Genomic DNA, 391 nt, shown 5'->3' with positions numbered 1-391 from the left:
AATGGGGTGTGATACCAAGATGCCAAGCCATTTTCGAAGCGCTCAAAATAGTTTTTATCTCTCCCTGCCAACCCACCTAAAGAAGCTGTAAAAACTAAATCAGGATATAGCATCTGCTTCATGCCTGCATATGGAATTCGGGCTGCTTCTTGAACATATAAACCCTCTTCCATCTCCTGAGTGTTCTTAACATAGCTACTATTCCCATCACCCAACTGTTTACGTAAAAACTCAGCAAGCCAATAAGTACCATTTTTTCCATCAGCACTTGGCAACAATGCAAACGCACCTATACCTATTTCATGAATAGCTTCGTCATAGGGGTTACTTTGTGGATTAGCCTCTTGCTTAAAGTAGCCGGGGTATAAAGCAAATGCACCAAATATGGGTC

1 protein-coding gene is annotated in these 391 nt (G+C 41.7%); it reads right to left on the bottom strand.

The genetic code is table 11. The features are described from left to right. Window positions 1–391, bottom strand: a 391-nt coding sequence (locus R0K30_RS21200; protein WP_410612738.1) for a hypothetical protein, incomplete at both ends; no start/stop codon positions are given.

Origin of the sequence: Bacillus sp. SIMBA_154 (assembly GCF_046536015.1) — a bacterium.
Lineage (GTDB): Bacteria > Bacillota > Bacilli > Bacillales > Bacillaceae > Bacillus > Bacillus pumilus_P.
The sequence above is the reverse complement of the archived record's forward strand: the minus strand, read 5'-3'. Positions and strand labels throughout refer to the sequence as shown.